This is a genomic window from Roseomonas genomospecies 6 (assembly GCF_008365375.1).
Lineage (GTDB): Bacteria > Pseudomonadota > Alphaproteobacteria > Azospirillales > Azospirillaceae > Azospirillum.
On the sequence record NZ_QOKW01000094.1, the window covers coordinates 1 to 752 of the forward strand.

Here is a 752-nt window from a genome sequence, read left to right on the forward strand (position 1 = left end):
GGGTGCCGTCGACGATCTCCGACACCACGCGGCCGTTGGACAGGCTCTCCAGCGCCTCGGTCGCCATGGCCGGGGTCACGCCGTAGAGCGCCGCCCGCTCGTAGTCCACGACCACCTGGACCTGCGGGATGCGGACCTGCTTCTCGGTCTGGAGGTCGACCAGTCCCGGAACGCCTGCGAGCTTCTGCTGAAGCTGCCCGGCGAGGCTGCGCAAGGTGTCCAGGTCCTCGCCGTAGACTTTCAACGCGATCTGCGCCCGCACCCCGGAGAGCATGTGATCGAGCCGGTGCGAGATCGGCTGGCCGATGTTCACCGACACCGGCAGGGCGGCCAGCCGGGCGCGCACGTCGGCCAGCACCTCGGCCCGGCTGCGTTCGGAGGGCTTCAGGTCGACGTCGATCTCGCTGGAGTGGACGCCCTCGGCGTGCTCGTCGAGTTCGGCGCGCCCGGTGCGGCGCCCGACGGAGGCCACCTCGGGCACCTGCATGATCAGCCTTTCCGCCGCCAGCCCGACCCGGTTGGATTCGGCCAGCGAGATGCCGGGGTTCAGCACCATGGAGATGGTCAGCGTGCCCTCGTTGAACGGCGGCAGGAAGGCGCGTGGCAGGCTCGGCACCGTCGCCGCGGCGATCAGGACGGCGGCCCCCACCGTGGCGAACAGCGTCCCCGGGTTGGCGAAGGCCCAGCCCAGGAGCCGGGCGTTCCCGGCCTTCAGCTTGCGGACCAGCCAACTGTCGTGCTCCTCCAGCCGC

General features: G+C 71.1%; 1 protein-coding gene. It reads right to left on the minus strand.

Annotated elements, in window-relative coordinates; genetic code table 11:
• A partial coding sequence (locus DS843_RS30900) for an efflux RND transporter permease subunit (protein WP_149472625.1) occupies positions 1–752 on the minus strand: 752 nt, incomplete at both ends.